This is a genomic window from Candidatus Schekmanbacteria bacterium, assembly GCA_016219965.1.
Classification (GTDB): domain Bacteria; phylum Schekmanbacteria; class GWA2-38-11; order GWA2-38-11; family J061; genus JACRJM01.
Genome location: JACRJM010000004.1, coordinates 68,154 through 93,100 on the forward strand (window position 1 = coordinate 68,154; position 24,947 = coordinate 93,100).

Sequence of the window (24,947 nt, forward strand, 5' to 3'; positions counted from 1 at the left end):
AAATAAAAGCAAGAATGGCAATAAAACTGTTTACACTGAATGGTAAAGGAAATTATACTTATAACAGCTTGTTGGACCTATAGACAATTTAAAGAAAAGTTCCTAATGAAATTATCAACGAAGCTGGCGCTCTTTTTCTCTGCAATATTGTTTTCCATTATTACAGTTACCGGGTATTTTTTTTACAACAAAAGTATTGAGATTCTGGAACTGCGGATAAAAAACCAGCTTGAAAACCTTGCTTCCAACTCTATGGGCAAGATTGACAATAACTTCAGTGAATGTTTCGCAGATATAAAAATTCTCGCATCTGAACCATTGCTGGTATCAGGCAAGGCAACACCTGAGCAGATCACGGAAAGGCTTATCCAATACAAGAATGATTATACTTTTTATTCATCTCTTTCTTTTTTTGGTATGGACAGGGTGAGGATTGCTGACTCTGACGGGCAGAATATAGGGGAAAAACATGCTCTGATAGGTTACTGGAAAGATATCGAGAAGAAGGAGGATGTAGCCTTTTCCCTTCATGTGGCTGAAAGCCTTAAAAAGCCGACATTTCATTTTGCGGCTGTTGTAAAAGATAAAAATGGAGTCCCGTTAGGTGTTGTTGTTTCAAGAATGCCGTCTGAAAAGATAGGTGAAATCACGAAAGAGGTCTCATCGCATGTAATAAAAGAGGATTATAAAATAACACTGGTTAATAAGGATGGGGTTGTTGTTTATTCCAACTTCGACCCCAAATCTATTCTAAAAGAAAAATTTGAAGATTGGGATTTTATAAAAAAAGAAATAGATGATGGGAAGTTAATATACAGCGGCCAGCATCATACAGAAAAAGATGAAGAAGATGAGATTTATGCCTTTACTCATAAGCATAACGCTATTAATCCTCTGGTTTCTGACTATACACTGGTAATAGAAATACCTGCTAAACTAGCTTTCAACTCTTCTATAGAATTAAGAAACAAAATGCTTTTTGCTCTTGCGGGGGTTATTTTTATTTCAATAATGGTAATAATCTTCTTTTCCCGCACCATTACAAGCCCATTGGAAAAACTTAATACTGCTGCACAAACTGTTGCCGGCGGGAACCTCGATATAGCTCTTGATATCAGGTCAAGGGATGAAATAGGAACACTGGCAGTTTCTTTTAGCAGAATGGTAGAGAAGCTTAAGGAATCACAGGATTGGGACTTAAGGCAGAATAAAGAGCTTGAAGATAAAATCGCTGCTAGGACTGCAGAGCTTGAAAATATCAATACCAAAATGAATGAAGAGCTTTCAAGCAGGGAGATTGTGGAAAAAACATTGCGGGAAAGCGAAGATCGCTTCAAGACTTTTATGAACAACAGCCCTGCTTTGGCATGGATAAAAAGCAAGGAGTTTTCCTATCTCTATGTAAATGCGCCTATGGAGAAGGCCTTCAACAGAAGTCTTGCGGATTGGATAGGGAAAACTGATTTCGATTTCTGGCCTGAAGAACAAGCTAAAGAACTTCGCGATAATGATGCCGAGGTTTTGGAAAAATGGGAGGCTATTGATGCGATAGAAGAAGTATCAACTCCTGAGGGGATGGTTTGCCAGTGGCAGGTTTTAAAGTTTCCGCTTAAAGATGCATCAGGAGAGATATATGTGGGCGGTATGGCGGTGGATATGACTAAACGCATTGAAGCCGAGAAACTGCTTGGAAGAAGCAATAAGCAGATGGCTCTCATATTCGAATCAATGCCTGTGGTTGTGTATGCTCTTAAAGCGAAGGAGGATTTCGGCATTACATATATGAGCAGCAACGTAATATCCATTACCGGATACCGTCCCGAACAGTTCATGGCTGACCCTGAATTCTGGGTTCAATGCGTGCATCCTGACGATGTTAACCGCACGATTAGAGGTTTTACTGATTTGATGGAGAAAGGTTATGAGGATCTTGAATACAGGATGCGTATATATAATGGAAAATATAGGTGGTTTTTGGATTCTTTACGTTTGATAAATCCTGAAGATGGCTCAGAGCCATATATTCTTGGAGTAGGGATTGACATTACCGAGCGTAAAAAAAATGAAGAAGCTCTTAAGCAGGCAACGACAGAACTTGAGAAAAAGGTCATGGAGCGCACCGCTGCTCTTAATAACGCTTATGTAAAGCTCAAGGACTCAACTGACAGGCTTGCAGAACAAAATCGGGAGATAGGCATATTAAGCCAAATGACGGACCTGCTCCAGTCAGCCAGCACGCTTGAAGAAGCATTTGTCATAATCTCCCAGTCACTCGATGAATTGTTTACAGAGAATAGCGGTGCCCTCTATATATTTAATGCTTCCCGGAACATTTTAAAAGCAGAGGCTACATGGGGAGAAGAGATGCCTGACGACTTGTTTGTAGTGCCCGATGATTGCTGGGCGCTAAGACGCGGCAGGACTCACAAATGTATTGGAGGCGGCGCTCTCTCTTTAAGATGCAAACATATGGGGAATAAAGAGAGAAGCTACATCTGTATCCCTCTCATCGCACATGGAGAGACACTTGGGATTTTACAACTTATCATTAATGGAAAAGACGATGGAAAAGGTGAAGGGAAAGACAGTGAATATGCGAATGAAGCTTACATAGAAGAGAAAGATCAGCTTCTTCTTAATGGATCGGAACGCATCAGCATGGCATTGGCAAATCTTAAGCTTCGGGAAACTTTAAGGAACCTTGCCATTCGTGATCCTCTGACCGGCTTATTTAACAGGCGCTATATGGAAGAATCATTCTCAAGGGAAATATTCCGGACAGAAAGAAAAGGCTCAATGCTGGGGATTATAATGCTGGATATAGATAATTTTAAATTTTTTAATGACACATACGGACATGATGCGGGTGACATGATGCTACGCAAGATGGGAGAATTCCTTAAGAAGAATATAAGGGGGAGCGACATTGCCTGCAGGTACGGCGGAGAGGAATTTCTGATTATTCTCCCCGAGGCATCACTTGAGATTACACGGGAGAGAGCAGAATTCCTGCGCATTGCTGTAAAAGAACTTCAGATACAGTGCAGCGAAAATATTACAGCATTTATTACGCTTTCCTTAGGGGTTGCCATATATCCTGTGCATGGATCAACCTCAGAAATAGTTTTGCAGTCTGCTGATAAAGCCCTGTATAAGGCAAAGACTGAAGGCCGCGACCGGGTTTGTCTGGCGGAAATAAGTTGAAAAAGCTATTTTAAAAAGATAAGGAAGTTTATTAAGACTGATATTTAAAGGAGAAGAAAATGGCAGATAACAAAAATCCTGCGCTTGAGATGTTCAGGAAGAAGTTTGACACTTACAGGAAGGTAATGGATGCAGAAGGGGAACAGAAGGCATGGGATACTCTTTTTGCCGGTTACCCTGAGAGACAAAAAAAGAACATGGGGCCTATGATTGAAGGAGTATCTCTTGCAAAGGGATTTTCAACAGGCATTGAAAAATACAAGCAGATAGGGATGGAGATGGAAGTCATAGACATTTCAAATGCAGGAATGGATGCGGTGCTTGAGATCCAAAAAGTATGTCCTGTTCTTGGGATGTCAAAAGAATACGGGTTTGAGAAACCATGTCATATAATCTGCGATATGGATATTGAAGCGACAAAGGCAGCCTTCCCGGGAATGCATGGCGCTAGACTCAGCGCAAAGGCCGAAGGCTCTGCTGTCTGCATATTCAAGTATGAGAGGAAGGCGAAGTAGAATCTGCCAAGCCATTTTTAAGTTTACTTAAGATTATCTAAATTCTTCTTAGAGGGTTACCTTTATGATCATTGGTATTGTCGGTCTTCCCAATTGCGGGAAAACAACGCTTTTTAATGCTATTACACATGGGAAGGCTGAAGTCACACCTTACGCACAGACCGGCGTCGAACCGAATGTCGGAATCGCAAAGGTTCCTGATGCGCGGATTGACAGTCTTAGCGCCATATTCAAGCCCAAGAAAATAACCTATGCCGTTGTCGAGTATGTTGACCTTCCCGGGCTTCCCCGCGGGAGCGTTGCAGAAGGGGGAAAAGTAACTGACTTTTTAAAGCGTGCCCGCGAAGTTGACGCCCTTGTCCATGTTGTCAGAGCCTTCGAAGATTCATCAGTACCGCATCCGGCCGGCTCAGTGGATCCTTTGCGCGATGTTCAGGACCTTGAGCTTGAAATCATGCTGAGCGATCTCGGGATCATAGAAAAAAGGCTTGAGAGGATTGAGGCGGAGTTGAAGAAAGGTCTTTCGCGCGAGAAGAATGAGATTGAAAAAGCTATACTTGTAAAATTTCGCGAAGCTCTCGAATCCGAGAAACCGCTCCGGGATCTTTCAGTCACGCCTGATGAGGAAAGGATTGTCCGCGGTTACAGGTTTCTCACTTTGCAGCCCCTTATAATAATGTTGAATATCGGTGAGAGTAAGATAGGCGCCGATGATTCCGCAGAACTCGCATCAAAAATAAGCTCAAAGTTTCCCGGAGAGAAAGCACGTGTTGAGATAATGTGCTCAAAGATTGAAATGGAGATAGGAGAACTTCCTCCTGAAGAAGCGCAGATTTTCATGGATGACCTTGGGCTAAAGGAATCTGCCATGGACAGGCTTATTCACACCTGCTACGATCTTCTAGGGCTTATATCATTTCTTACTGTCGGTGAAGATGAGGTGCGCGCGTGGACTATCAAAAGAGGAAACACGGCAGTCCGTGCCGCAGGTGCAATCCATTCAGATATTGAAAGAGGTTTTATAAAAGCTGAGGTGGTATCCTACAATGATTTTATTGAGGCAGGCTCAATAGCCAATGCCAGAGGCAAAGGGACATTCCGTCTGGAAGGCAAGGAATATATTGTAAAGGACGGGGATATAATCAATTTCAAATTCAATGTATAAATTAATAAAATATTCATTAGTCACTATTGTTTTACTTTCTCTCACATCCTGCTGGTATGCTGAAGAGCCTTCGCAAATCATATATCCACCTAGCTCAATAGGACCCATGAAACTCAAAGAAAGCAAGACTGGGAGTGAAGCTTTAAAAGAACTCTTCAGACTTCATGGCAAAAGAATGGGGCTTGCTAATGGATATGTCGGAGAATACAGAGGGGATATGGGGAGTGCGACAGTGTATTATTCAGTGGCAAAGAACGAAGATATCTCTGCAAGGCTCATAGAGTTCATGGTTAAAAGAATAGGCGAAGGAAATAAATATTTTCAGGGTTTGAAAGAGGAGAGAAGAGGTTCTTTCATCTTCTATTCAGTGACCGGTATGGGGCAGAGGCATTTCTTTTTCAGGATAGCTGACAAAGTAATATGGATTGCAGCAGATGCACCTATCGCTGAAATGTTTCTTGATGAATCGTTGAAAATATATTTGCCGCAGGGTTCAAAGATAAAATGAACCACAGAGGACACAGAGTAGTTATCTCCGTGTCCTTTGTGGTTTATTAGTTTTCCGTTTAATCAGTAATTTCCGCTTCCGGCTCAGCACTTTTATTATTGTACTTATGCCGCAAGTATTCGATCACTCCGGGCATAATGGAAAGTATGATTATAGCTATGATGACTATTGTGAAATTGTTTTTAATGACCGGGATGTTCCCGAAATAAAAACCGCCCCAGAAAAATAAGGTTATCCACGCAATCCCGCCCACCACATTATAGGTAATAAAGCGGCTGTATGTCATGGATCCTATGCCTGCTACAAATGGCGCAAAAGTGCGGACGATTGGAACAAAGCGCGCAAGGATAATTGTCTTGGCTCCGTATTTCTCATAGAAGTTGTGGGTTTTATCAAGGTATTCTTTTTTAAAGATCCGCGAGTTTTCCCTCTTGAAAACACTTGGCCCCATTATTTTTCCGACCCAGTAGTTGACGGTATCACCTGCTATGGCGGCAATGACAAGCAGGATGAAAAGCATTTTGCTATCGAGAGTCCCAAGTGAAGCTATAGCGCCTGCTGCGAATAAAAGCGAGTCACCGGGAAGGATTGGTGCCACTACAAGTCCTGTCTCACAGAATATGATTGTAAAAAGAATGACGTAAGTCCATGTGCCGTAATCGCTGACAATAACTGCAAGATGCTTGTCAAGATGCATTATGAAATCATAAAAAAAAGTGATTATTTCCATATTTTATATTACTCCCAGCAAGTGATGGTTACACTATTAACAGAATATTCGAAACCTCACAAGGTCAAAAGAATTGGTCAAACCAATTAGATGAATGTTATTTCACCCTGAACCCTGCTTTTTCCCATGCGTTCCGGTTAGTGAGAGTATCGCTCTTATTCTCTCCGCTGCTTAGAGGTTTTTTTTCTGTTTTGTTTTTTCCCGGTTCAGCTTCTTTTATAGAAAGAGATATCCTTTTTCTCTCAACATCAGCTGAAAGGACTTTTACTTTGACTATCTGTCCGACTTTTACAACCTTGTGCGGGTCTTTGACATAACTCTGTGCAAGGTGGCTTATGTGAACCAATCCGTCCTGATGAACGCCGATATCAACGAAGGCGCCAAAATCAGTTACATTTGTAATAGTTCCCTGAAGTATCATTCCTTCAGAAAGGTCCTTTATCTCCGTGATATCATCGCGGAGTTCAGCGGTTTTAAATTCAGCGCGCGGGTCCCGGCCGGGCTTTTTAAGTTCTTCAGTGATATCTCTGAGTGTAGGCATTCCAACATCTTCTGTTGTATAGCGGCTGAGGTCTATATTTTTTACAAGAGTAGAGTCAGACATTAGATCCTTTAAAGACACTTTGAGGTCTGATGCCATTTTCTTTACTATCTCATAATGCTCAGGATGCACGGCAGTATTGTCAAGAGGGTCGGCTCCATTGCGGATGCGCAAAAATCCTGCTGACTGTTCAAAAGCCTTTGCTCCGAAACGTGCAACCTTGAGAAGGTCTTTCCGTGATGCGAATGGTCCTGTGTTGTTCCTGCAATCCGTTATGGCGCGGGCAAGCGTATTGCCGATTCCCGATATATAAGAGAGAAGGGAAGTAGAGGCAGTGTTAAGGTCGACTCCTACAAAGTTAACGCATGATTCAACCACTGCATCAAGGGATTTCTTTAGCGCAGGCTGGTTAACATCATGCTGGTACTGTCCAACACCTATGCTTTTGGGATCAATCTTTACGAGCTCGGCAAGCGGGTCCTGCAAGCGCCGCGCAATCGAGATTGCCCCGCGTATGGTAAGATCAAGGTCAGGAAATTCTTCTCTTGCCACTTCCGATGCTGAATAAACGCTTGCCCCTGCCTCGTTTACAATCACTACCTGTATCTGGAGCGCCCCTTCGCGAAGCGTTTGTTTTACGAAGAGGTCCATCTCGCGGCCCGCAGTGCCGTTCCCGATGGCAATTATATCGATGGAATGTTTTTCAATCATGCGGAGGAGATCGCTTTTCGCCCTCTCTATGTTTCCTCCATCACCCTTGTGAGGGTAAATCGTGCAATGTTCTAGGAATTTCCCTGTGCCGTCAACTGCAGCGATTTTTGAGCCTGTGCGGAATCCGGGATCTATCCCCAGTACGCGCCTGCTCCCTGCCGGAGGGAGTAAAAGCAGATTGTTGAGATTCCCTGCGAATACTTTTATTGCCGACTCATCCGCTTTTTTCTTCGCTTCTGCGCGAAGCTCAGCTTCAATTGATACTGCTATAAGCCTGCGGTAGGAGTCCTCGGTTATGCCAGAAAGTATCCCTGAAAAAATACTTTCCTTGATTATGATTTTATTTCTTAAGAGCTGGAGTATCTCTTCTTCAGGTGCAAGTATTGAAATCCTCAGGAATTCCTCTTTCTCACCACGGCGCATGGCGAGCATCCTGTGGGAAGGAATCTCTTTAAGAGGCTCTTTGTAATCATAATACATCTCATACTTGCTTACACCTTCAGACTTGTCCTGTATGACCTTTGAAGTAAATATACCCTTCTCCCATGTAAGTCTTCTTACCATAGCCCTGATATCCGCATCCTCGCTTATCATTTCTGCGATTATGTGTCCTGCACCGGCAAGTGCCGAGGCAGCGTCGGGCACATCTTTTGAAGGGTCTATGAAAGGTGAAGCTATTTCATCAAGCGAACCTTCCTTTAATTCCTGCGCAAATATTATTTCTGCCAGAGGTTCAAGTCCGCGTTCCTTTGCGATTGTTGCCTTTGTCCTGCGCTTTGGTTTATAGGGAAGATAAAGATCTTCAAGTTCGTTCTTAAGTCTTGTTGTCTCTATGCGGGTTTTAAGCTCAGGGGTAAGCTTTCCCTGTTCCTCGATTGATTTTAGGATAGCCTCTTTTCTTTCCTCAAGCTCTGAGAAATAGACGAGGCGGTCGGAGATATTCCGGATCTCTACCTCGTCAAGCTCGCCAGTCTTCTCTTTCCTGTATCTTGCTATGAACGGAACAGTAGAGCCTTCCTGCAAAAGAGCGACAGTGTTTAATACCTGCGAAGCTCTTAATCCTGTTTCTTCAACAAGTATGTTTATAATGCGCGTTTGCTGGTCAGCCGTGATTGCCATAACTATAATTTATCCTCTTTCCAGCCACTTACTAATCTTTCCTTCAGTTGTTGTCCACCCCTGTCCCAATCGTTCTTTTAAAAAGTTCGCGTAAAGGCTGTCAAATAATTGCATTCCCTGTTCAAGGAGAAGCATCCTCTCATAGAATACGGCCTCCCTTTCAGCCGCCCGGTCAGTGATGTTGTCTTTCTCTATTGTTACCGACGGAGATTTGAATGAAGAGAAATGAAACTTATCTCCCTTAAGGGTGGTCTTCCACTGATTGTCCTGTTTTTCAAGGTAAAGCGTTGCCTCGATGATATTCTTATCTTTTTTAAGCGCTGCAATGACCTCGCTGAAATTGTCCTGAGGTCCTGCCACGGTTATCCTCTGAGATTTCTCTTCGCTTTCATTCATGAGCACCATCCTGTCGTCAAGGTAGGAGACGAAATACTCTCCCTCGCTAAAATGCCCCGGCTGGTTTACTTCATATTTTGAAGAGTCATTCATTGTTTGATATATGAGCCAGCGAAAAAAATCCCTGCCGAGCCACAGGTTGCCGTTAACAGCTTCAATATAAGAATCCCTGCTTGACTTGTTTGCGCGTGCAACAGACTGTTTTAATTTTTCATCTGCTACTATGCTCTCAGCGCGCGCTATGGGATGTATCATTGAGATCTGGACTTCTTCAAAAGTCTTGCTGAACAGCCCTTCAAAGAGCTCTATGGTTTTTCCACCAAGGCTTGCGAATGTGATAATCCCTGTTCGCGTATCCCATACAATGTCATAGACTGAGGGCGATGGGATCACTCTTGTAAAAAGTGCGTCTTTTACTGTCTCCCGGATTTCCTCTTTCATCTTCTTGGGGACAAACTTGTATCTTGGATTTTCCGAGAGGTACTCATCATAGGCTCTTTCGATGTGTGCTTTTAGGACTGCGGAAGGGAGCCTCCTTCTGTCATGGCGCAGGGAAAAAGCAAGGTAATGGTCGCGCAGTAATACGCGGGGCACATCGAAGCTTGCCTCCCTGTAGTCGTCTATATGTACCCAGCCTGTCGACATCTCATCAGATGTGTTGTCTATGGCTTTAAAAGCATTATTGGCGAGTGCTTCCGACGCCCATTCGAAAATATTTTTTGCCGGCACTTTGCCCTTTGCATTATAATGGCAAATGCTCACCGTATTATAAAGTATCCCCATCTTCTCTTGTCTCCTTCAAGGTATAATGAAATAGGAAGGGTAGGAGATACACTTTTTGAACAACTGTTGCAACAGGGTTTTTGTTTTCAACTACGAGATCTTATCTTCAGGCTTTGCGGGGAAGAAATGTAGGAAGAAATGGGGACGCACCCCTTTTTTATGGGGAAGAAATAATTAGAGAAATGGGGACGCAACCCTTTTTTATTATTAGTTCAATAGCGCAAAAGAAAAATGGAGAGAAATGGGGACGCAACCCTTTTTTATTATTAGTTCAATAGCGCAAAAGAAAAAAGGTTACGTCCCCATTTTCCCTTTTCCATTTTCCTTCACGCATTTTCCTTAAAAGAAAAAGGGTTGCGTCCCCATTTTCCTTTCGATACGCACGCATTTTCCTTAAAAGAAAAAGGGTTGCGTCCCCATTTTCATTTTCAAAAGAAAAAGGGTTGCGTCCCCATTTTCCAGGGAATATTATATGAGCTGAAAAACAAGAATATTGCCTTTGGATGAATTGAATAATGAAATGCTCGGTGATTAACCTGTAAAATGAATTTAGTCTGAAAAGCTTCTAAAAAAACTCCCAAGTCATTTTCAATAATCACAATGGAGTTTAAGAAACTTTTGCGGTGTTAATATGCTGATTCCCTCATGTTTTTTTACAGCAAGAATTTCCTTGTCCCCTGTTACTACAGCATCTGCTTTTAGAGCAACGGCACATTCTATAAACTTATCATCAGTAGGATCATTCTTTACAATCTTTAACTTTGGCGTTTTCATGGTAAACAGTATGTTGAAGCCTTTGGAAAAAAGAGCTAATAATTCTCCGAGTTCCTGCTCGTCTTTTAGTCCGATTCTTTGAAGAACATCAATATATTCATCAAGAATGGTGCTTGAAAGGCAGAGGGCTATTTTTTCATTTTTCCACATATCTATGACCTTCCGCGGGTTGCCCCCGAAAAAAGATGAAACAAAAACATTGGTATCAATAACGACCTTCATCTTTTTTCCTTGCGGGATGCTTTTACAGCCTTGTTGATTGCTTCAGGAGTTACGCCTTTTGATTTAAGTTTCCTGCCTGTTCTATCCCATAAATCATCAATATAGGTTCCTATATCACGATCCCTGATATAATCTTCGATAAGCCTTCTTACCATTTCGCTTGTGGTTTTCCCTTCAATCCTGGCAAGCCTGCTGAGCCTGTCCTTAATCTCATTGTCTATCCTTATAATCATCTGAGTTGTCATGGTTTTCCTCCCTGATATATTTCGTATATAATGTATATAATAGATATACTATTGTCAATTACGTTTTTTTTCGTTTATAATGGTCAATGTATTGAACGCTACCTTGAAAACTGATAAACTTCAATTCATATGAAATGCTGGGTAATTAAGAAATTCGGAAATGAGATTGAAAACCTCGTCATTGAAGAGCGGGCGGAGCCTGCTGCAACGGGTGAAAACATACGGGTAAAAGTCTTGGCAACTGCCTTAAACAGGGCAGATCTCCTTCAAAGGCGCGGGCTTTACAATGCTCCGTCGGGCGTTGTACCCGATATTCCCGGGCTTGAATTCGTAGGAGTGATAGACAGCCTCGGAGAACAGGTTACGGAGTGGAAGGGGGGCGAGCGTGTTTTTGGTGTTGTTGCAGGAGGTTCCTATGCTGAGAAATTAATAACTCATCAGAGGACGGTTGTGCCAGTGCCGGATAATTTAAGCGACATCGAAGCAGCGGCAATCCCTGAAGCATTCATTACTGCCCATGATGCTCTTGTAACACAGGGGAATTTCAAATCCGGCGACCTTGTGCTTATTTATTCAGTTGCAGGAGGAGTGGGGAGCGCGGCAGTCCAGCTTGTAAATCTTTTAGGGGGAAAGGCGATTGGCATTGCAGGAAGCGGAGATAAGCTTTTAAAAATTGCGGAAACTGCTTTGTTCCATGCGATTAATTACAGGGAAGAAGATATCTTTAAGAACATCGAGAAAAAATTCGGAAAGCAGTCAGTTGATATTGTAATCGATACAGTAGGTGGAAATTACTGGCAGCAGAATTTAAAAATACTGAAGAATTGCGGTTTTATTGTCATCGTGGGATTGCTTGGTGGCGCCAATGCCGAGACGAATCTTTCCCTTATCCTGACTAAAAGACTTCATATCACAGGCACAGTTCTTCGCGCCCGGCCTCTCGAAGAGAAGATAATTGTAACAAGAAAATTCGCTCATGAAGTTGTACCTCACTTTACAGATGGGAAGCTAAAATCTGTTATTGATTCAGTTTTTCAGTTTGAAAAACTCCATGAGGCGACACTGCGTATGGAGAATAATGAAAACACAGGCAAGATTATATTGAAATTGCAATAAGGTTTATTTCTCTGACAGCACCCTGATTATTTCATTCTGCAGATCATTAAGCTTGTATGGCTTTCTTACTACCCCTAGAAACCCATGTTTGCTATAATCAGCCATTACATGGTCATCCGAATATCCGCTTGAAACTATTGCCTTAACACCTGAATCAATTTCGAGAAGTTTTTTTATTGCCTCTTTCCCACCCATTCCGCCGGGAATAGTTAAATCCATTATAACGGCATCAAAGGGAGCTCCTGCGTCTTTCGCTTCTTTATAAAGTTTTACTGCTTCAACCCCATCATTTGCAAAGAAGGATTCATAACCTATGAGATTCAGCATATCACCTGTGACATTTCTTATTAGTTCCTCATCATCCATTACAAGTATCTTTGCTTTCTCCGGCGCAGATTTTTCTTCTTTGAGATTTACTTTTTTTTCAGGTTTTTTAAGAGATGCCGGGATATAGATTGTAAAAGTCGTTCCCTTGCCGGGTTCCGATGCTACTGAAATGTTGCCGCCGTGGTTTTTTATTATTGAGTATGCCGAGGCAAGGCCAAGCCCACTCCCACTCTTTTTTGTTGTAAAATAGGGATCAAAGATTTTTTCAAGATTTTCTTTTGGTATCCCTGTCCCATGGTCCTCTATAATTATCATTACATAGCTGCCATCTTTAACTGGATGTTTATTGTCATCTGCAGTGTTTAAATTCCTTGTTCGTATATTGATAATGCCACCTTCAGGCATTGCCTGGCAGGCATTTAAGACAATATTATTCATTACCTGCCATAATAGCTCTTTATCAGCTTCAACAGGTTTAATATCCTCTGGAATGGAAAACTCGCATTTTACATTTGATCCTCTTATTGCAAATAAAGCGGAGTCATTGATCACTTCCTTTATTGAGGTTACTTCCTTTACAGGAGCACCCCCTTTTGAGAAAGTAAGCAGCTGCTTGGTCAGTGCCATTGCCCTGATAGATGCCTTTTCTGCTTCTTCCAGTCTTTTAAATTCCTTTTTTTCAGCATTAGTCAGCATTTTTACTATATTGATGTTTCCAAGAATTCCGGTGAGCAGATTGTTGAAATCATGGGCAATGCCTCCTGCAAGCAAGCCAAGAGACTCTAACTTAGCTGCTTTTTGAATTTCTTCTTCCATCTTCTTTTTTTCTGTCAGGTCGTCTATGATGAGAAGTAAATATGGCTCATTGTTCAAGATGAATCTTGAGAAGTGGCAGTTAAACCAAGCTTCTTTGCCAAATGTTGTTACAAAATGAAATTCACTGCGCGAGTCGGTTCCGGTCTCAAGAGTTTTTTCGGCACTCTGCAGAATGCCGGAACTCTTCCATGAATCAATAACCCGGAAGTTCTGTTGAAGTAGTTGTTCCTTTGAAGCCCCGACAATTTTTGCAGCAGCGTCATTTGCAAGAACACATTGTCCGTCACTGCGATAAGCATAAATCCCTACGGATGATTTTGTTATAAGCTTTTCATTGAAATCGTTTGCCTCAGCTAATTGTCTTTCTGCGTTCTTTCTTTCAGTGATATCATTTACAATTCCAATTACACCGGCGATCTCTCCTGCAGAAGAGTAGTATGGTCCATAAATTTCGTAAAACGATCCTGATTTTCCGGTTTGTGGAATGTTAAATTGAACATCCTCTGAAACAACCGTTTCTCCGGTTAATGCTCTTTGCAATAAGCGGTCAATGCCACGTTCTTTATGACGAGGGAATACATCGAAAGGATTTTTTCCAATTACTTCTGACATTGAAAAGCCTGTCATTTCCTCCATAAAATGGTTCCATATAAGATAGTGTAAATCTTTGCCATAAACAATGATACCCTCTTTGGCACTTGAAATTACTGTCTCGTAAAATCTGGTTGTTTCCTGCAAGAGAGACTCAGAATACTTCCGCTCTGTAATATCTGTTGCTATTTCGAGCCTTACAACTTCGCTGTTCGTCCATGTGATAGCACGGTCGATGTTTTTAAACCATTGCCCTGTTAATGTGTTCTGATTTTCCCATTCATAAGTTCCTGTAGGATTGCCATCTGCATCAACAATTTTGCTGTTTGAACAGAAGCTGCATGGACCGGATTGGTTTTTTTGCAGTGCCTGCCAGCAGACCTTCCCCTTTATTTCCCCGAAAATATTTCTGGCATAATGGTTTACAAATAGAATTTCATGGGTCTTGATGTCTGCGACATACACAAGTGCATCGATGTTATCAAGAATCATTTTGAACACTTCAGTAGATTCATTTATTTTATCTTTATTATTCATAATTTTAAATTTTACATGATTTCTTAAACATGTAAAAGAATATTATTTTAAATTATTATAAAATTATTTGTTTAAGAAACATTACCATGCATATATTTTAAGTGATAAAAACCTCTTGCGTCCCTTAAACCCTTATGTTAAAAGGCGCTCAATTTTTAATGAACCTTGATGTTAAGGTACTGATTGCCTGATGGATTTTTTTGCTAACTTTAATGAGTACCGTGAAATAGGTGAGTACATTCCTATAGCGCTGCTTTTTGCAGCAGCTATCATATTTGCTATCGGAACACTGATAGTTGCCCTCATTGTAAGACCGAATAACCCCAGTCAGGAAAAGTTGAGCCCTTATGAGTGCGGGCTTGAACCTGCAACCCCTGATGCGCGCGGTGCATATAACGTAAGATATTTTCTGATAGCAGTTCTTTTCATAATATTTGATGTTGAAACAATATTTCTTTTCCCCTGGGCTGTGGTCTATAAGAAGATCGCGTTTTTCGGTTTCATAGAGATGATGCTCTTTATAGTCATACTTCTTGTAGGTTATTTTTATGCCTGGAAAAAAGGAGCGCTTGAATGGGTTTGATAGAAAACAGGTTTAGTCCAAACATCCTGATTACCAGCGCAGATTACATATTCAACTGGTCAAGAAAGTCCGCGCTCTGGGGAATGACATTCGGGCTCGCATGCTGCGCTATAGAAATGATGGCAACGGGTGCAGCCCGATATGATTTCTTTGAGCGTTCAGGGATGGTTTTCAGGGGGTCGCCGAGACAGGCGGACATGATGATAATAGCAGGAACCGTTACGAAAAAGATGGCACCAATCATCGAAAAGCTTTATGCACAGATGCCTGATCCCAAATGGGTGGTTTCAATGGGAGCCTGCGCAAACACAGGCGGGATATTCCCCACATACAGCGTAATACAGGGTGTAGATAAGATAATCCCTGTTGATGTTTATATTCCAGGATGTCCTCCAAGGCCTGAAGCTTTGTGCCACGGGCTTATGATGCTGCAGGAAAAGATAATGAAAGAAACGATGGCTAAGAAAGAGATTAAATAATAATGGCTGATGATTTGGAAAAGAGACTGCTCGAAAAATTCCCCGGCGCTATAGAAGTGCTCCCTCCTCACAGGGATCTTCCAAGCGAGCGTACATACAGGGTAAGCATGGGCCGGATTGTTGATGTCTGCAACTACCTTAAAAACGATGAAAAATTTAATTTTCTATCTGACCTTTGCGGAGTCCATTATCCGGACAAAGACAAAAAGTTCGAGGTTGTCTATCACATTTTTTCAATTGAAAATAAACAGAGGCTAAGGCTCAAGGTCGCTGTCGGCACAGGTGAAAAGGTTCCCAGTGTCACAGGTGTCTGGGGTACGGCAGACTGGCACGAAAGAGAATGCTTTGACCTTTTGGGAATTGAATTTTCCGGTCACCCGAATCTGAAGAGGATACTTTTACCGGATGACTGGGAAGGTCACCCTTTGAGGAAAGATTATCCACTAAGTGGGCGTTAAGTTAGTTAAGTTAAATGAGTGAAATTAATGGAAAAGATGTCTGAGGAAAAAACAGAGGGTACGAATTTTTTAAGGACTGAAGAGGTCATTATAAACATGGGGCCTCAGCATCCAAGCACTCATGGTGTGCTTCGGATACTCCTTAAACTTGACGGCGAGGTGGTAACGGACTGCGAGGTTGTGGTCGGCTATCTCCACCGCGGTATCGAGAAACTCTGTGAAAACAAAACATACAGCCAGAACATAGTATATACGGACAGGCTTGATTACGTTGCGTCAATGACAAACAATCTGGCTTACGTTGGTGCCGTTGAAAAGCTGATGGGGGTAGATGTCCCGGATAGGGCACAATATATAAGGATAATCTGCTCGGAGCTTCAAAGGATAGCAAGCCATCTTCTCTGGCTTGGAACACATGCGATGGATATAGGAGCGCTTACTGTCTTCCTCTACTGTTTCCGCGAAAGGGAGGATATACTCGATATCTTCGAGATGTTAAGCGGCGCAAGGCTTACTTACAACTACATGCGCATTGGCGGTGTTGCACAGGACATCCCGGATGGATTCAAAGAGAGGGTAATACGCTTTCTTGAGTCTTTTCCCGGACATATTGATGAGTATGAAACCCTCCTTACCAAGAACCGTATATGGCTCGACAGGACAGTCAATGTGGGTACTATTTCAGCCAAAGATGCGATAGACCTTGGTCTTAGCGGACCGAGCCTCAGAGGTTCAGGGGTGAGGTGGGATATAAGGAAAGCAGAGCCATACTGCATATATGACCGTTTTGATTTTCAGGTTCCAATAGGTACAAAGGGTGATACATACGACAGGTATCTTGTAAGGATGGAAGAGTTGAGGCAGTGCGTAAAGATTGTTAAACAGGCTGTAGCTCAGCTGCCGGACGGGGAGATAATGGCAAAGGTTCCCCGTGTTATAAAGCCGCCTGCCGGTGAGGTATATCATTCCATTGAAGCACCCAAGGGGGAACTTGGTTTCTACATTGTAAGCGATGGAGGAGAAAAGCCTTACAGGGTGAAGATAAGACCACCGTCGTTTGTTAACCTCGAATCTTTCAAGAAAATGATCATGGGGCATCTTGTGGCGGATGTTATAGCGGTCATAGGAACACTTGATGTTGTTCTGGGCGAGGTGGACAGATGATAGCTGACCTTATCCGCGACATTGTTATCGCCATAATAAAGATAGCGGTTGTAATGGGGGTTTGCGCTCTTGGCGTTGCTTACACGGCTTACCTTGAAAGAAAGGTCTGCGGCTGGATTCAATCAAGGGTAGGGCCGATGCGTGTCGGCTATCATGGCATACTTCAGCCGATTGCCGACGGACTGAAGCTTTTCCTTAAGGAAGATATCATACCTACGCCGGCAGACAAGATAGTGTTTTACCTTGCGCCTGTGATATGTCTTGTTCCCGCATTTACAGTCCTTGCTGTAATACCCTGGAGTCCGCAGTTCTATATAACTGATATAAATATCGGTCTCCTTTATATATTCGCAGTTGCATCGCTTGGTATTTTCGGTATCGTAATGGCAGGCTGGTCGTCAAACAGCAAATATCCTCTACTTGGAGGACTCCGCTCTGCTGCACAGATGGTCAGCTATGAAGTTTCTCTCGGTCTCTCAATAATCGGAGTGATTATATTCGCAGAGAGTCTGAGCATGGTGAACATAATAAAAATGCAGACTGACAGCGGTATCTGGTTCATATTGTTACAACCTCTCGGGTTTATCCTCTATTTTATATGCGGGCTTGCAGAGACTAACAGGCTTCCTTTTGATTTGCCTGAAGCTGAGACAGAGCTTGTTGCAGGATTCCATACTGAATACAGCGGTATGAAGTTTGCCTTCTTCTATCTTGCCGAATATATGAACATGATCGTTGTCTCGGCAATCGGGGTCACTCTTTTCCTTGGCGGATGGGGAAGTCCTTTCAGTTTTCTAAAGATAGAGTTCCCTGAGGGTCTTGGAATTATAAAGACAGTCCTTGATGCACTGATGCCGGTGTTCTGGTTCTGTCTTAAGATAGTATTTATGCTTTTTGTTTTTATCTGGATAAGGTGGACTTTCCCGCGCTACAGATATGACCAGCTTATGAGAATAGGCTGGAAAGTCCTGATTCCATTTACGCTTGTTAATCTTGTGTTTGCCGGAGTTATGTTCTTCTTCTACGAAAAACTCAAATGGTATGTCTTTTTCCCGGCTACTTGGTTTATCACGGCAATACTTGTTGTTTTATGTTTCAGGTTTATAAAGAGTTTTGATTCATTCTGTATGGCTGATGGAAGGCCGCAGGAGTAAAAGGAATTATTTGATGGAAGACTATATCGTAATATCGAGAGAATGTGCGGAAAGGAAGCAGGAGATCTGGTATGATTTCATGCAGGACTTGAAAGCTGGACTTGCCGTCACCCTTGAATATATGTTCAGGAAAAAGGTTACCATGCAGTATCCCTATGAGAAATCCACGAAAGACTGGGAGATACCTGAGAGATGGAGAGGTCTTCACGCATACGCGCTGAAGGAAGACGGCTCTTACCGCTGTATCGCATGCAGTCTTTGTATAAAGACATGTCCTGATTCTTGCATATCAATGGTGGTTGAAGGGAAGGGGAAGGACAGAGTCATCAAGGAATTCACAGTCGATCTTTCAAGATGTTCTTTCTGCGGAATGTGTTTCCAGATATGCCCTGTAGATGCCATAGTCCCAACAGAGGAATATGAGATTTCCTGCGAGTCAAAAGAAGAATTCGTTTATCCAATAGATAAACTTGTAGAAAACTGGAAGAGGAGCAAGAAGAGCAAAGTTGTAAAACCAGCCGAGACACCGGCGGCAGAGCCTGCGGCAACAGCACCGGCTCCGGTAGTAAAGGAATAAATAAGATGGAAATTTCATCAATAGCAACTGTATTTCACTATGTGATTTTCTTAACCCTTGCATTTATTACCGTTGCTTCAGCGATAATGGTGATAACAAGGGAAGAGATAGTGCACAGCGCACTTTATCTTGTATTGGGATTTTTTGGTGTAGCTGGAATTTATATACAGCTTAGAGCTCAGTTTATCGCTGCTGTTCAGATACTTGTTTATGCAGGGGGTATCATGGTGCTTTATCTCTTTGTAATACTCCTTGTAAACAAGAGGGTCACGGAAACAGCAAAGCCCCATACAGCATTCAAATTCCTCTCTTCTATAGTTGGCGTGACTCTGCTCTTTGAATTTTTCTATATCTTTGTCCGGTCAGGGAAGGTCATTTCCTCGGTTTTTTCCGGAAGCTACCTTCAGGGGACTGTTGAGAATATTGGCATTCAGCTTTATACGAAGTATCTGTTCCAGTTTGAACTTGTTTCGCTTGTGCTTCTTGCGGCAATGGTCGGCGCAATAATATTAAGCAGGAAATCATAGGAGAATATAAATAATGATTCCATTAAGCTGGTATCTGACTTTAAGCGCCATTCTTTTCATAATAGGTGCGGTCGGTGTGCTTACAAGGAAGAATGCCCTTATTATATTAATGTCCATTGAGCTTATGCTTAATTCAGCTGCCATAAACTTCATAGCCTTTTCAAGCTATCTCAAGGAAGTTACCGGGCAGATTTTCGTAATAATGATAATCACTGTGGCAGCAGCAGAGGCTGCAGTCGGACTTGGCATTATCATAGCAATGTTCAGGAACAAGGGAAGCGTTAACCTTGATGATTACAAGCTGTTGAAAGGATAATTGAGATGCTGCAATATTTGTTTCTAATACCGCTTCTTCCTGCGCTGGGCGCTTTCATAAACGGCGTTTGCGGATTATTTTCTGAAAAGTACAGGAAGCGCGAGGACATCATCCATTATGTTGGTTGCGGAGCAGCGATTATCTCCTGCGCCATAGCGCTTGGAGCACTTGCTGACTATATGTTTTTTAATCATCCGGCAAGCGGCACATTTGAACAGGATCTTTTCACATGGATACCTGCCGGGGATTTCAATGTGAACATAGGGTTCCAGCTTGACCAGCTTTCGGCTGTGATGCTTTTTGTCGTCACATTCGTCGGAATGCTCATACATATTTATTCAACAGGATATATGCACGGAGACGACGGCTACTACAGGTTCTTTGCATATCTAAACCTCTTCATGTTTGCCATGCTTCTTCTTATCCTTGGAAACAGTTTTCTCCTTATGTTCGTTGGCTGGGAGGGAGTGGGACTCTGCTCATATCTTCTGATAGGTTTCTATATCTATAAAAAATCTGCTGGCGATGCAGGAAAAAAGGCTTTCGTCGTAAACAGGATAGGCGATTTCGGATTCATACTCGGCATATTCTGCATATATTCAGTGTTCGGTACCCTTGATTTCACAACGGTGTTTTCAAATGTTGAGGCACATAAGGAAACGCTCCTCCATGCGACACCGCTGTTCGGGCTTTCACTTGTTACGGTACTGACACTTTCCCTTTTTGTAGGCGCAACCGGAAAGTCAGCACAGCTTCCTTTATATGTGTGGCTTCCGGATGCTATGGAAGGTCCCACTCCGGTAAGCGCACTCATCCATGCTGCAACAATGGTGACCGCGGGTGTATACATGGTTGCGCGCTGCAATCATCTATTCGAGCTTGCCCCTCTTTCACTTGCAGTTGTTGCGACTGTCGGAGCCATTACGGCGATATTCTCTGCATCTATAGGACTTGTGCAGAATGACATAAAGAAAGTTCTTGCCTATTCCACGGTGAGCCAGCTTGGCTTCATGTTCATAGGCTGCGGGGTTGGTGCATACGCCGCGGGTATTTTCCATCTCATGACACATGCTTTCTTCAAGGCATGTCTCTTTCTTGGTTCAGGAAGCGTTATACACGCTATGAGCGGAGAGCAGGACATAAGAAAGATGGGAGACTTGAAAGGACACATGCCGCGCACCTACTGGACTTTTCTTTTTGCGACATTTGCTATTGCCGGGATTCCTCCTTTTGCAGGATTCTTCAGCAAGGACGAGATTCTTTTTAAGGCTTTCACTACGGAAAACCCTGTTCTTGGCGATTTCAGATATGTCATATGGTTCCTTGGTGCATGTGCGGCATTCATGACATCATTCTATATGTTCAGGCTTGTAAATCTCACATTCAAAGGTGAATCGCGCGTAAGCCATGAAGCTGCGCACCATCTCCATGAATCACCCATTAATATAACTCTGCCGCTTATGGTGTTGGGAGTCCTCTCTCTAGTAGGAGGTCTTGTAGGCATTCCATTGATCCCCGGAGCGAACAGATTCCATGAATTCCTAAGCCCCATATTCGGAGGCAGCGCGCATGAAGCCGTTGCCGGTGCAGCAGAGGCTGTTGCGGAAGGTGCCCATGAATCGATGGGGCTTGAAATTACACTTATGATAGTGTCTGTCGGAATAGCATTGGCAGGTATGATGCTTGCAAAGAAGCTTTACATAACAAGCCCTGAATTGCCTGACAAACTTACGGAGAAATTCAAGAAGATGTATACAGTGCTCCTTAACAAATACTATGTTGATGAAATTTACGATGCATCGGTGGTTAACCCAATAAAAAGTGTTTCAAGAGGCCTCTGGAGGTTTGATGCGAAGCGCGTTGACGGAGTGGTAAATTTCACAGGCTACTTCACCCTTATAACAAGTCATCTTTCATATCTTTGGGATACTTATGTGGTTGACGGGCTTGTAAATGGAGTAGCCAATGTAATCAAGTATTTCAGCAGTACAGGGAGGAAGCTTCAGTCAGGATTTCTTAATACCTATGCCATGATAATGCTTGTTGGCATTTTTATTCTTGTGAGTTTTTACATAGTAATGCTGTGACTAATTTGAGTGGAGGATTATAGATGGACCTAAATTTTTCATCCTATCTGGATAATGCTTATTCATATGTTAACCAAATAGGATTCCCAATACTCACATATATTACCTTTCTTCCTTTGCTTGGAGCATTGATATTGATGTTTATCCCGAAGGGGAAGGATAATTCAGTGAGGATAGTTGCAAATGTCGTGGCGGCAGCGGACATGCTCCTTTCTTTCTGGCTGCTTCCATACTATGACTCTTCCACATATAAAATGCAGTTCGTGGAAAGGGTGGCATGGATAGAGGTCCCTTCAATAAACCTCGTCATAAATTATTTTCTGGGTGTAGACGGGATAAGCGTGCTGTTGTTCCTGCTTACTACAATACTTGGTTTCATCGCTATACTTTCATCATGGAGTGCGATTCAGGAGCGGGTTAAGGAATACTACATATTCATTCTCCTTCTTCAGACAGGGATGCTTGGAGTTTTCGCATCGCTCGACTTCTTCCTCTTCTATGTTTTCTGGGAAGTGATGCTGGTTCCGATGTATTTTCTCATCGCAGTCTGGGGCGGAGGACCGCGCAAGCTTTACTCTGCCATAAAGTTCTTCCTGTATACGCTTTTTGGCAGTCTATTCATGCTGCTTGGTATTCTTGCGCTCTTCTTCCATTATCATTCCACGCATCCGGATGAGTATACGTTCGATCTGCTTAAACTAATGAATGACCAGCTACCGCATACATGGGAGATGTGGCTCTTCGGTGCATTCTTTCTTGGTTTTGCCATCAAGGTCCCCATGTTCCCGTTCCATACATGGCTGCCGGATGCGCATGTTGATGCACCGACTGCCGGCAGTGTTATCCTCGCAGGAGTCCTCCTCAAAATGGGGACATACGGATTTTTGCGGTTCAGCATTCCACTCTTTCCGTATGCAAGCAGGGAATATGTTCCTTTGATAGGTGCACTTTCAATCATAGGAATAATCTATGGTGCCATGGTTGCACTTGTGCAGACTGACATGAAGAAACTTGTCGCTTATTCAAGCGTGAGCCATCTGGGATTTTGCATGATCGGCTTGTTTGCGCTTAATGCTCAGGGAATGCTTGGAAGCGTGCTTCAGATGATTAACCACGGTATAAGCACAGGGGGACTCTTCCTTATCGTAGGACTTATATATGAGAGACGTCATAACAGGGACATTGCAGAATACGGCGGACTATCAAGCGTTATTCCCGTATATGCGATGTTTACCCTTATTATTTTCCTTTCATCGATGGGATTGCCGGGAATGAACGGTTTCATCGGTGAGTTCCTCATTCTTCTTGGTGTTTTCAAATCTCCATATATGGGGTGGGGATGGGCTGCATTTGCATCAGTCGGCATAATACTGGGCGCCGCATATCTTCTCTGGCTCTACCAGCGCGTATTCTTCGGCAAGCTGTGGAATCCAAAGAACATGAAACTCAAGGATCTTAATTTCCGCGAGATGGCAACGCTTGTACCTCTTATTGTATTTGTCTTCTGGATCGGGATTTATCCTAAGCCTTTTATAAAGATAATGGAGAAATCTGTTGAACAGCTTGTTGTAAGGGCAAACTCAGACAATACGGCAGTTCCCGGTATGACAGCATCTGCAAATGAAGGAACAAAGAAAACGGAAGCTGTACCTGCTCCTGCTGTTGCAGTAAATGAAAGCGGAGAAAATGAAAATACGGTGAAAGCTCAGCCGGCAGCTATGCCTGTTCTGGCTGGAGAGGAACGTTCACAAAATAATATTGCAGGCGATGAATAGATGTTAGAACTACAACAATACATTCCACAGATAGATTTATTGTACCCGGAGTTCGTGCTCACGGTTTGGGCTCTCTTCCTTCTTGTGGCGGGGATATTCGTCTCGAAAGAAAAAGAAGGATCAGTGATGTCAGGCCTTGCACTTATAGGGTTAGTTGTTGTCTCTTTATTCTGTGTTGCAGGTATGGGGAATAAAGGGATAACGTTTTCAGGAAGCTATGCAGTTGACGGGTTCTCAACCTTTTTCAAGTTTGTTTTTCTGATATCAGGAATACTTACTATACTCATATCCGGCAAGTATAACCGGATGGAAAAGATTTTTCGCGGAGAGTATTACGTCCTTCTCTATTTTTCCATAATCGGAATGTTTGTTATCGCCAGTGCCAACGACATCATGGTCATATACATAGGTATAGAGCTCATGGCGTTGTCCATATATGCGCTTGTGGGATTTATGAAACATGATGTCAGGTCGAACGAGGCGGCGCTAAAATATTTTGTTCTGGGTTCGTTTTCATCAGGTATTCTTCTCTATGGGACTTCTCTCTTATACGGTGAAACATCAACTACTAATCTGATAGATATACAGAATACACTTATCCTCCATGGCTATTCTAAGATGGCTATGCTGGGGATAATACTTATAATCGTAGGTCTTGCATTCAAGATTGCTGCTGTTCCGTTTCATCTCTGGTGTCCTGATGCTTATGACGGAGCGCCAACCGCAATTACTGCATTCATGTCAGTTGCTCCAAAAGCAGCGGGGTTTGCGGCATTCCTGAGATTCTTTGTTGTTGCAGTGATGCCTGCGAAAAATGAATGGTATATACTGCTATGGCTTCTCTCTGCATTTACAATGATACTTGGCAACGTGCTTGCCGTATCGCAGGATAATGTGAAAAGACTTCTTGCCTATTCGAGCATTGCCCATGCAGGTTACGGTCTTATGGGTGTAGTATCTGCAGGAAGGCTCATTGAGATAACGGACGGGAAGCTTGTGTTCACTGAAGGAGGAAGGATGAGCATATATGCAGTTCTTTTTTATATGCTTGCCTATATGTTCATGAACATCGGTGCCTTTACAATGGTGATATTCATGCGCAACAACAGCCTTCGTGGCGACAGGATAGAAGATTTTGCAGGCCTTGCAAGGGTAAAACCAATGTATGGTGCGATTATGACAATCTTCCTTCTTTCATTGATGGGGATTCCTCCGCTTTGCGGATTTGTCGGCAAGTTCTATATATTCGCGGCAGCGATAAAATCCGAACTTTACGGACTCTGCGTTATAGGTATTTTGACGAGCGCAGTGTCAGCGTTCTATTACTTTAAAATAATAAAGACTATGTACGTCGATGCACCTCCCGCAGATTTTGAAGTCATGGAATCAGGCTCGATGAAAATTGCATTATATGCCTCTGCATTCATGACTCTTCTCATTGGTATATTCCCCGGACCATTCATAAATTTTGCAAGAAATTCATTTCTGATTTTCATGTAGCAATATTTTTTTATCTGCAATATTCTG

General features: G+C 42.7%; 22 protein-coding genes. 16 read left to right on the forward strand and 6 right to left on the reverse strand.

What is annotated here, in order from left to right; all coding sequences use genetic code 11:
* The first annotated feature begins 105 nt into the window (after positions 1 to 105).
* The 4 genes from HZA77_05565 (at position 106) to HZA77_05580 (ending at position 5,392) form a co-directional block, all read left to right on the forward strand.
* Positions 106 to 3,204 carry a diguanylate cyclase gene (locus HZA77_05565; GenBank protein MBI5374880.1) on the forward strand — a complete coding sequence of 1,033 codons (3,099 nt, stop codon included), beginning with the start codon at positions 106 to 108 and terminating at the stop codon, positions 3,202 to 3,204.
* A 59-nt stretch (positions 3,205 to 3,263) separates the two neighbouring features.
* On the forward strand, positions 3,264 to 3,719 hold the full coding sequence (locus tag HZA77_05570) for a transcriptional regulator (GenBank protein ID MBI5374881.1): 456 nt from the start codon (positions 3,264 to 3,266) through the stop codon (positions 3,717 to 3,719).
* Positions 3,720 to 3,783: 64 nt separating this feature from the next.
* Positions 3,784 to 4,884, forward strand: a complete 1,101-nt coding sequence (gene ychF / locus HZA77_05575) for a redox-regulated ATPase YchF (protein MBI5374882.1) — start codon at positions 3,784 to 3,786, stop codon at positions 4,882 to 4,884.
* Positions 4,885 to 4,990: 106 nt separating this feature from the next.
* Entirely contained in the window at positions 4,991 to 5,392 is a 402-nt protein-coding gene (locus HZA77_05580; GenBank protein MBI5374883.1) for a hypothetical protein, read from the forward strand.
* Positions 5,393 to 5,450: 58 nt separating this feature from the next.
* Here the strand turns inward: HZA77_05580 and HZA77_05585 are convergent, their stop codons facing one another.
* The 5 genes from HZA77_05585 to HZA77_05605 all read right to left on the reverse strand — a co-directional run bounded on the left by HZA77_05585 (position 5,451) and on the right by HZA77_05605 (position 10,913).
* Complete coding sequence (locus HZA77_05585; protein MBI5374884.1) at positions 5,451 to 6,122, reverse strand: DedA family protein; 672 nt, start codon at positions 6,120 to 6,122, stop codon at positions 5,451 to 5,453.
* Between the two features lie 97 nt (positions 6,123 to 6,219).
* Positions 6,220 to 8,493: an RNA-binding transcriptional accessory protein gene (locus HZA77_05590; GenBank protein MBI5374885.1), complete on the reverse strand. Its 2,274-nt coding sequence runs from the start codon at positions 8,491 to 8,493 to the stop codon at positions 6,220 to 6,222.
* A gap of 9 nt (positions 8,494 to 8,502) precedes the next feature.
* Positions 8,503 to 9,672, reverse strand: coding sequence for a recombination-associated protein RdgC (gene rdgC, locus HZA77_05595; GenBank protein MBI5374886.1), 1,170 nt, complete (start codon positions 9,670 to 9,672; stop codon positions 8,503 to 8,505).
* Positions 9,673 to 10,260: 588 nt separating this feature from the next.
* On the reverse strand, positions 10,261 to 10,668 hold the full coding sequence (locus HZA77_05600; protein MBI5374887.1) for a putative toxin-antitoxin system toxin component, PIN family: 408 nt from the start codon (positions 10,666 to 10,668) through the stop codon (positions 10,261 to 10,263).
* Complete coding sequence (locus HZA77_05605) at positions 10,665 to 10,913, reverse strand: ribbon-helix-helix protein, CopG family (protein ID MBI5374888.1); 249 nt, start codon at positions 10,911 to 10,913, stop codon at positions 10,665 to 10,667. Before HZA77_05605 ends, HZA77_05600 begins: the two co-directional genes overlap by 4 nt.
* A 129-nt stretch (positions 10,914 to 11,042) precedes the next feature.
* Here HZA77_05605 and HZA77_05610 point away from each other — a divergent pair, with 129 nt between their 5' ends.
* On the forward strand, positions 11,043 to 12,029 hold the full coding sequence (locus HZA77_05610; GenBank protein MBI5374889.1) for an NAD(P)H-quinone oxidoreductase: 987 nt from the start codon (positions 11,043 to 11,045) through the stop codon (positions 12,027 to 12,029).
* 3 nt (positions 12,030 to 12,032) lie between these two features.
* Here HZA77_05610 and HZA77_05615 read toward each other — a convergent pair whose 3' ends face one another.
* Positions 12,033 to 14,255 carry a PAS domain S-box protein gene (locus HZA77_05615; GenBank protein MBI5374890.1) on the reverse strand — a complete coding sequence of 741 codons (2,223 nt, stop codon included), beginning with the start codon at positions 14,253 to 14,255 and terminating at the stop codon, positions 12,033 to 12,035.
* Positions 14,256 to 14,490: 235 nt separating this feature from the next.
* On the opposite strand from HZA77_05615, the gene HZA77_05620 reads away from it, so the two are divergent.
* Genes HZA77_05620 through HZA77_05670 form a run of 11 tightly spaced genes read left to right on the forward strand, consistent with a single transcriptional unit; the run spans position 14,491 to position 24,920 of the window.
* Positions 14,491 to 14,883 (forward strand): NADH-quinone oxidoreductase subunit A, encoded by a 393-nt coding sequence (locus tag HZA77_05620; protein ID MBI5374891.1) that lies wholly within the window; start codon positions 14,491 to 14,493, stop codon positions 14,881 to 14,883.
* The gene (locus HZA77_05625) at positions 14,874 to 15,362 is read left to right on the forward strand and encodes an NADH-quinone oxidoreductase subunit B (GenBank protein MBI5374892.1); all 489 of its coding nucleotides are present in this window, start codon (positions 14,874 to 14,876) and stop codon (positions 15,360 to 15,362) included. The genes HZA77_05620 and HZA77_05625 overlap by 10 nt, the downstream gene beginning before the upstream one ends.
* A gap of 2 nt (positions 15,363 to 15,364) precedes the next feature.
* Complete coding sequence (locus tag HZA77_05630; protein MBI5374893.1) at positions 15,365 to 15,820, forward strand: NADH-quinone oxidoreductase subunit C; 456 nt, start codon at positions 15,365 to 15,367, stop codon at positions 15,818 to 15,820.
* 36 nt (positions 15,821 to 15,856) lie between these two features.
* The gene (locus HZA77_05635) at positions 15,857 to 16,984 is read left to right on the forward strand and encodes an NADH-quinone oxidoreductase subunit D (GenBank protein MBI5374894.1); all 1,128 of its coding nucleotides are present in this window, start codon (positions 15,857 to 15,859) and stop codon (positions 16,982 to 16,984) included.
* A complete protein-coding gene (nuoH, locus tag HZA77_05640; protein MBI5374895.1) occupies positions 16,981 to 18,138 on the forward strand; it encodes an NADH-quinone oxidoreductase subunit NuoH in 1,158 nt (385 codons plus the stop codon). The genes HZA77_05635 and nuoH overlap by 4 nt, the downstream gene beginning before the upstream one ends.
* Before the next feature lie 13 nt (positions 18,139 to 18,151).
* Positions 18,152 to 18,715 (forward strand): NADH-quinone oxidoreductase subunit I, encoded by a 564-nt coding sequence (locus HZA77_05645; protein ID MBI5374896.1) that lies wholly within the window; start codon positions 18,152 to 18,154, stop codon positions 18,713 to 18,715.
* 5 nt (positions 18,716 to 18,720) lie between these two features.
* The gene (locus HZA77_05650; protein MBI5374897.1) at positions 18,721 to 19,242 is read left to right on the forward strand and encodes an NADH-quinone oxidoreductase subunit J; all 522 of its coding nucleotides are present in this window, start codon (positions 18,721 to 18,723) and stop codon (positions 19,240 to 19,242) included.
* Between the two features lie 13 nt (positions 19,243 to 19,255).
* Positions 19,256 to 19,558 carry an NADH-quinone oxidoreductase subunit NuoK gene (gene nuoK, locus HZA77_05655; protein ID MBI5374898.1) on the forward strand — a complete coding sequence of 101 codons (303 nt, stop codon included), beginning with the start codon at positions 19,256 to 19,258 and terminating at the stop codon, positions 19,556 to 19,558.
* Positions 19,559 to 19,563: 5 nt separating this feature from the next.
* The gene (gene nuoL, locus HZA77_05660; protein MBI5374899.1) at positions 19,564 to 21,645 is read left to right on the forward strand and encodes an NADH-quinone oxidoreductase subunit L; all 2,082 of its coding nucleotides are present in this window, start codon (positions 19,564 to 19,566) and stop codon (positions 21,643 to 21,645) included.
* 23 nt (positions 21,646 to 21,668) lie between these two features.
* Positions 21,669 to 23,420, forward strand: a complete 1,752-nt coding sequence (locus tag HZA77_05665; GenBank protein ID MBI5374900.1) for an NADH-quinone oxidoreductase subunit M — start codon at positions 21,669 to 21,671, stop codon at positions 23,418 to 23,420.
* On the forward strand, positions 23,421 to 24,920 hold the full coding sequence (locus HZA77_05670) for an NADH-quinone oxidoreductase subunit N (GenBank protein ID MBI5374901.1): 1,500 nt from the start codon (positions 23,421 to 23,423) through the stop codon (positions 24,918 to 24,920).
* Positions 24,921 to 24,947 lie beyond the last annotated feature (27 nt).